8 protein-coding genes are annotated in these 6,600 nt (G+C 31.4%); 7 read left to right on the top strand and 1 reads right to left on the bottom strand.

Translation table 11 applies throughout. The features are described from left to right. Positions 1-151 precede the first annotated feature (151 nt). The 5 genes from ACI3VO_RS02905 to ACI3VO_RS02885 all read left to right on the top strand — a co-directional run bounded on the left by ACI3VO_RS02905 (position 152) and on the right by ACI3VO_RS02885 (position 4,727). Positions 152-442 carry a hypothetical protein gene (locus ACI3VO_RS02905; protein ID WP_439756477.1) on the top strand — a complete coding sequence of 97 codons (291 nt, stop codon included), beginning with the start codon at positions 152-154 and terminating at the stop codon, positions 440-442. A 417-nt stretch (positions 443-859) separates the two neighbouring features. Then, positions 860-1,255, top strand: coding sequence for a hypothetical protein (locus tag ACI3VO_RS02900; RefSeq protein WP_439756476.1), 396 nt, complete (start codon positions 860-862; stop codon positions 1,253-1,255). Between the two features lie 368 nt (positions 1,256-1,623). After that, positions 1,624-2,097 (top strand): hypothetical protein, encoded by a 474-nt coding sequence (locus ACI3VO_RS02895; RefSeq protein WP_439756475.1) that lies wholly within the window; start codon positions 1,624-1,626, stop codon positions 2,095-2,097. Positions 2,098-3,554: 1,457 nt separating this feature from the next. Continuing rightward, positions 3,555-4,010, top strand: coding sequence for a hypothetical protein (locus ACI3VO_RS02890; protein WP_439756474.1), 456 nt, complete (start codon positions 3,555-3,557; stop codon positions 4,008-4,010). A gap of 591 nt (positions 4,011-4,601) precedes the next feature. Continuing rightward, positions 4,602-4,727, top strand: coding sequence for a hypothetical protein (locus tag ACI3VO_RS02885; protein ID WP_439756473.1), 126 nt, complete (start codon positions 4,602-4,604; stop codon positions 4,725-4,727). 65 nt (positions 4,728-4,792) lie between these two features. On the opposite strand, the gene ACI3VO_RS02880 is transcribed toward ACI3VO_RS02885, so the two are convergent. Next, positions 4,793-4,969 (bottom strand): hypothetical protein, encoded by a 177-nt coding sequence (locus tag ACI3VO_RS02880; protein ID WP_439756472.1) that lies wholly within the window; start codon positions 4,967-4,969, stop codon positions 4,793-4,795. Positions 4,970-5,744: 775 nt separating this feature from the next. Here ACI3VO_RS02880 and ACI3VO_RS02875 point away from each other — a divergent pair. Further along, a complete protein-coding gene (locus tag ACI3VO_RS02875; protein ID WP_439756471.1) occupies positions 5,745-5,933 on the top strand; it encodes a hypothetical protein in 189 nt (62 codons plus the stop codon). A 30-nt stretch (positions 5,934-5,963) separates the two neighbouring features. Then, positions 5,964-6,221 (top strand): hypothetical protein, encoded by a 258-nt coding sequence (locus tag ACI3VO_RS02870; protein ID WP_439756470.1) that lies wholly within the window; start codon positions 5,964-5,966, stop codon positions 6,219-6,221. Positions 6,222-6,600 lie beyond the last annotated feature (379 nt).

The raw sequence follows: 6,600 nt of genomic DNA, 5'->3' as shown, positions 1-6,600 counted from the left end.
AAATACATTATGTGAAGAATTAGATGCTAAGTAGTAGAAATTAAATTAGCAAATTGTAGAACTTAACAACAATATAGACCTTTATTCTTATGGTGTAGAATGGGATATTACAGTTTCTTCTCCAGTATTAACTAGAATAGGAAATCCGTTATTGCATAAATCTCTTCCAATTCAATCTGCCTATAGAGGATGTGTATCTAATGGGACTATTATTAATTACTACTTGTATTCTGAGGATTGGAATTATAAGGAAGATGGAGTTACACCTTCCGTACTAGATGGTACCGATGGAGTTGTTAGAGTGCATACTCCTAAATTCTATGGAAAATCTGGTAGTAATGGAAACAAAAGATGGGTTAGAATTTCACTAGTACAAATTGATGATTCTTGGGTTGAAATTCCAGAAATGTTAATTGATGCTTATAGATGTACAGTAAATTAGTCTACTAATCAAGCAGTATCTGTTGTTAATACTTCTGCAAATTATAGAGGTGGTGGTAACAATAGTAGCCGTGATACATATCTAGCAGAAGTTCCATGTAGGTCAGATTTAGGAAAACCGAGAACTAATGTAAGCAGAGCAACTATGAGAACTTATGCAAATAATGCAGGATCATAGTTACTATGTTACGAATATTACAAATGGATATTCTATTGGAATTATGTAATAGAATATGCGAACTTTAATTGTTAGGCAGCTTATAATGCAGAATTAACCTCAGATGGATATAGATAGGGGGGTTTAGGACCTGGAGTTACTGCTATAAATAGTAATTATTGGAATTATTACAATAATTATTTTCCACTTACTCCATGTGGATATTGTAATGAGATTGGAAATAATACTGGAATAAAATCTATGACTGTTATTACTCCTACAGCCTCAGGTGGAGATCCAACACAAACTTATACTTTTTCAGTACCTAGATGGAGAGGATTTGATAATCCATTTGGAGATATTTGGACTAATTTAGATGGTGTAGTAATACATAGAACAGCTGCAAACGAACCAAGTAATGTATATACATCTACTACTGAGTTTACTGATGAAATAGGAACTAAAACAGTAGTAGGAATAGAAATAGCATCAGATGGATATATAACAGCATATGATTTAGGAGAAACAGGAGAAATTATACCGTCTAAAGTAGAAGGGTCAGAATCTACTTATATGTGTGATTATCATTATTGCAATGCTAGTTATACATCACCTAGAACCCTTCTGGTGGGCGGTCACGCGGACTATGGCGGCTAGGCCGGCGTCGGCTGTTTCCTTTCTAGCACTGCTGTCTCTTTTGTCCGTGCGATTGTCGGGTTTAGGACTTTGAATGTAATTTAAAAACAATATACAAGGATGTAGTAAGTATGACATTGAACTAGAAAAATACCCTTCTAGTAGGCAGTAACGCGAACAATGGCAGCTAAGCCAGCGTCAGCTATTTCAATTCTAACAATGCTGTCTCTAATGTCAATGCGAATGTCAGGTTTTAATATTTTAGCGCTAAAATTTATTTTTCTACTGACTGCCGCATCCGTGCCTCTTGGCAAAAAATGACGTAATTTTTAACAAAAATAGTGTTGGTAGGTTAATTCTCGAAGACTCTAGAAATAAAAATATTAAATATGAAACGAATTGGATATTTATTTAACAAAATCCATGATTTAGACAATATAGAACTAGCAGATAAGAAGGCTAGGAAGAATAAGCGCAGAAGAAAAGATATAGAAAAATATGATGAGAGAAAGGATTTAAATAATTTAGATCTATCTCTTGATATAGCAAGTTTAGAGTATAGAACTTCAGAATATAGTACATTTAAGATATGGGAGCCTAAGGAAAGACTAATCTTTAGGCTTCCCTATTATCCAGATAGAATAACACATCATGCAATAATGAATGTTCTAGAACCAATATGGAGAAAAATATTGATAAAAGGTACATACTCTTCTATTAAAGGTAGAGGTATTCATAAGTGTGCAAAAGACTTAAAGAATGTATTAAAGAAATATCCAGAAGAAACTAAGTATTGTCTAAAGTTAGATATACGTAAATTCTATCCATCTATTGATCATGATATTCTCTTCAAGATAATTTAGAGAAAAATTAAAGATCCTTATGTACTGCAACTATTAAGAGAAATAATTGATTCTACAGATGGGGTTCCAATTGGAAATTATTTATCGTAGTATTTTGCCACTTTATATTTAACATACTTTGATCACTGGGTAAAGGAAGAACTTAAATGTAAATATTATTTTAGATATGCAGATGATATTGTAATATTAGGTAATGACAAAAACTGGTTAAGATAGATAAGAATTGAGATTTCCAGCTATTTATTTGTTCTGTTAAATCTGGAAACTAAACCTAATTATCAAATATTTCCAGTAGATTCTAGAGGAATAGATTTTGTAGGGTATAAGTTCTTTCATACTCATACTCTTTTAAGAAAATCTATAAAATAGAATATAAAGAGGTTAATAAATTCATATAAAAAGAATAAGATTGATAAGGACGAATTTAAGGCTAGAATGTCTTCATACTTTGGTTGGCTAAAATTCTGTGACACCAAGCATTTCTTACATAAGGTAGAAGAAGAAACAGGGCTTAAATTCTCTAATTGGGATAGTTAGAAGGGAAGAATGTCTGATATTTATAATCAGAATATATACATAGTTGAAATAGCAACATATAGTTAGTACTTCCAAATACATTATATCTATCACAATAAATCTTATTTTGTAAATAGTAGAAATAAGAAATTATACAGTATTCTATCTAGATACATATTGCCTAATTATTTTAAAATAAAACATTATGAAAGAGCCTGTAAGAATACGGACGAATGTTAGCCCAAAGATAATTCAGAAACTGGGCAACGGGACTTACTATTACCATTTTGATATACAATCAGAAGAAGTTGAAGTTCATGATATGGAAGAGGCATCAAGAATAGAAACTCAATATAACTTTATTTAGGTTCTTTTAAGTGGGCAGCCTAACTATAATGATTGTGTAAAGGCAATAGTACGAAGTTATTTAACTATTGATGAAGAATTTGATTTAATTAATTCATATAATAGTTATGTATAGAATCTCACAGACGATTCTAGTATTGTAGATGAATATAAAGATTATTTAAATCTATTAACTTAGATAAAAACTAAGGTTAAAGAAGATTTTTCTAACTTATGATTTATAGAAATGGTAAATTAATCTTATAGGTTTAGAAAGATGTTCTAGAACTTATAGATAGTGTTTAGTAGAAAGTTCAGAAAAACATTGGGGCCATTTATAAAGGAACTTAGTTAGTATGGCTTACAGTATATGATGCAGTTAGAAGCTGTTTTGGAAGTGGAACTTGGCTACAAGATAGACCTTGGTTATCAGATGATTCATGGAAAAATAATTGATTATAGAAATGGCAAAATTTGAAAATTTACCTAATCAAATTGCAGATTTAGATACAGAATGGAATAATCACTCTGGAATGGAGGTAGAGGACTTTCTGACTAGATAGATTGAATCTTCATAGAATCAAGATATTGTTTCTATGGATTATAATTCTGATGGTCAAAATTCTCTAGTATTACATAAGGCTGATGGTTCTACTGTATCAACAACTGTAACTGTAGAAGTTCCTACTCATAGATATGGAATTATGGTATATGGAGTTATGCTAGATAACAATACTAGTAAGATATATACTAGTGGTGATTTATTAATGCAGTATAACTCAGACAGGAATGTTAAGGTAGGTATAGCTATGTTTGCTATTGCACAAACTACATTTAACATTACTGATATGGTTGGTCCGTTTGATGTTAAAATATCATTTGGAACTCAATCTAAAATTTATAAAGTCAATAATATTAAGTATGCCGATTGTATTCTTGATAGTAGCACAGGACAAGTAATAGGTGTTGATGGAACTACAGAAGAAGTTATTGATAAAATTGCTTGGATTGATGTAACTGAATTGTTTACTAAAGCACAGACTAAGAAATAGATTTCTGCTACAGTTCAAGCATCTGGAGATTCTACTACATTAGGTGTTAGTATTACTAATGAAGTAATATCTCTATCATATACAGGTGATGTAGTAACTGCAGGTAGTTCTGCACAATTTTCATTAACTGGTGGTACTGCATCTAATTACTACCTTGAAGTATATAATAATGGTGAAAGTAAAGAAACTACTAGTGGTGGTTCTTTAGTATATACAGGATTAAAGTCAGGACTTAACTAGTTATCAGTTCGAGCCGTACACTCCAGTGATATTAATATCTATTCTGATTTTATTTATGTTGATATTATCTGTACTTCAGATTGTTCTGATACAGTTGTTGCTATTAATAATGTAAGTAGCAAGATTGCTAATAATGGTGTTGCAACTTTATATGAATTAACAGTATATAGTCCTTAGTAGGAAGATGTAGAACTTACTACTTATCTTGAATCGTAGCAAGTAGACGAAGTTGACCCCCAACCTACTGAGGTTATGAAATATGAGGTATTAAAAGCTTCTTCCTACAACGAGAATAATTAGTATAAAACTTCTTATAAGAAATATATAGAAGTTATAAGTGATGGAACATAGATGTATTTATTAGTTAAGGTTAATAATACATTCTATAGTTTCTACGAAATGGAGAAAATAACTTCTTCTGGAAATGTTTCATATGCTTCCTACAGATATTTATTTAAGTTAATGGAAATAGATTAGATTGACAATAATCTAACATATTTCTCTGACATTACTCCCAATTATAACTTTGACCAAATTCATGGTTATATAAATAATGTATTTGTAACTGATGAATATGCTAGCGATACACTTCCTGCTACTGTAATTTCTGACTTAGAATCGTCAGATGGATGGTCAGAAGATGAAGGTAGGGCTGTATTTAAAGTATCAGCATAGCCTAAAGCTATCTTTAAAAGCCCTCTAAAATTAAGTCTTGCCACTACTTGCACTATAGAAATGGGTATTAAGACTTATAATATAAGTGATAAGGATTAGCCTATACTAACTATTGGTAATTTCTAGTTGAGACCTACCCAATTCTGTTGGAATACAGAGGATGAAACATTATTTAATGCTAGAAATGCTCAATTTAGAGAAGGTGAAGAAACTCATATTGTAGTAACGGTTTAGAAAGGATGGACAGTTTCTAAGGATGATATTTACTATCCTAACTTCTTACAAGGAACTTATCAGGATGCTTATGATAAAGCTGCACCTAATACTCCTATTAACTTAGTTAGAATTTATATTAATGGGGTGATAGACCGTGAGATTAATTTACTTGATACTGAAATTAATTCTTTATCTACAGCAACTTTACAAATTAATCCTACTACTGCCGACATTAACTTCTACTTGTTTAGAGTATATAACAGTACAGCTCTTAACTTTAGTTAGGTATAGAGAAACTATACTTCATTTATTGCTTCTAAGGATGAGAAATTGAAATTCTTTGAAAATAATGACATTCTTGGCGATAATGGGGAAATTTCATTTGAGAAATGTTATTAGAAATATAATACTCTTGTATATGTATTTCCTAAAGATGGAAGATTCCCTAATAGAGCTTGGGGAGGAGAAGATGGAAGTGCAGAAGAAGACATTAACAAGAAATTAGCAACAACATTATTTGTAACTTATGCAGACCAAACTAAGAACTAGTAGTATGGAGGACGTTTAACTCATGGTTAGGTTAAAGGATAGGGTTCTTCTGCTATGCGTTACTTGATTTGGAATGTTACTTATTCTCTTAATAAATTAAAGTATAAAGATTTAGAAGGAGTTGAGAAGAAAATTAAGAGTCTTTTCACTCCTTATTCACAAATGGATGTTGATACAAACATATTTAAGCAAGATGCTGTATCTACTTCAGGATATTATTTAATGCCTCCGTATGATGTATAGAATGATATAACTGCCTACAAGTATACTAAGATGGTAGGTAAAGTAAATTTTGCTTCTTCTATGCAATCTCATAAAATAGGAGCATGTAAGCTATACGATGATGCGTATAAAGCATCAGTTGGTTCTCTACCTTCTGGTGGTAGAAAGGCAGTACATGAAGAACCATTCTTATACTTTTATTGGGAATCAGATTTAGCATATGATTCTAGTGAAGCTGGTTATAATAATCCAGAATTATCTCCCATAGTTGGACTTAATCTAGCTGACTTATTAAATAATAATGATTAGATTAAGTTCATGGGTTTCTAGACGTGGGGTCCTGGTAAAGGAGATGATGCTTGTAGTGGCTATGATGAAGATATTACTCCAGAATATTTAATGTTAGAAGGTGGCGAAAACACAGAACCAGCTACTAACTTTAGAGTTCCTTGGTAGGAATTACAGAGAGGAACAGGAGAACTTGGAACAGCTACTTATACATTAGGTACATATCCTACAGTTACTTATGAAGAATCATTAGCTAGTCCGTGGAATAAATTACTTATTAATGATGAGTCCATTGTACATATTACTAGAGGAGCATGGGATATTGATTATGGCGTAGAGGAATTAGAAAATTCGGACAAAATGATTTATTATCAATTTGCAGAATCAGTACATGAATCTT

Origin of the sequence: Intestinibacter sp., assembly GCF_051866655.1 — a bacterium.
In the GTDB taxonomy this organism is placed as follows: Bacteria; Bacillota; Clostridia; order Peptostreptococcales; family Peptostreptococcaceae; genus Intestinibacter.
The sequence above is the reverse complement of the archived record's forward strand: the minus strand, read 5'-3'. Positions and strand labels throughout refer to the sequence as shown.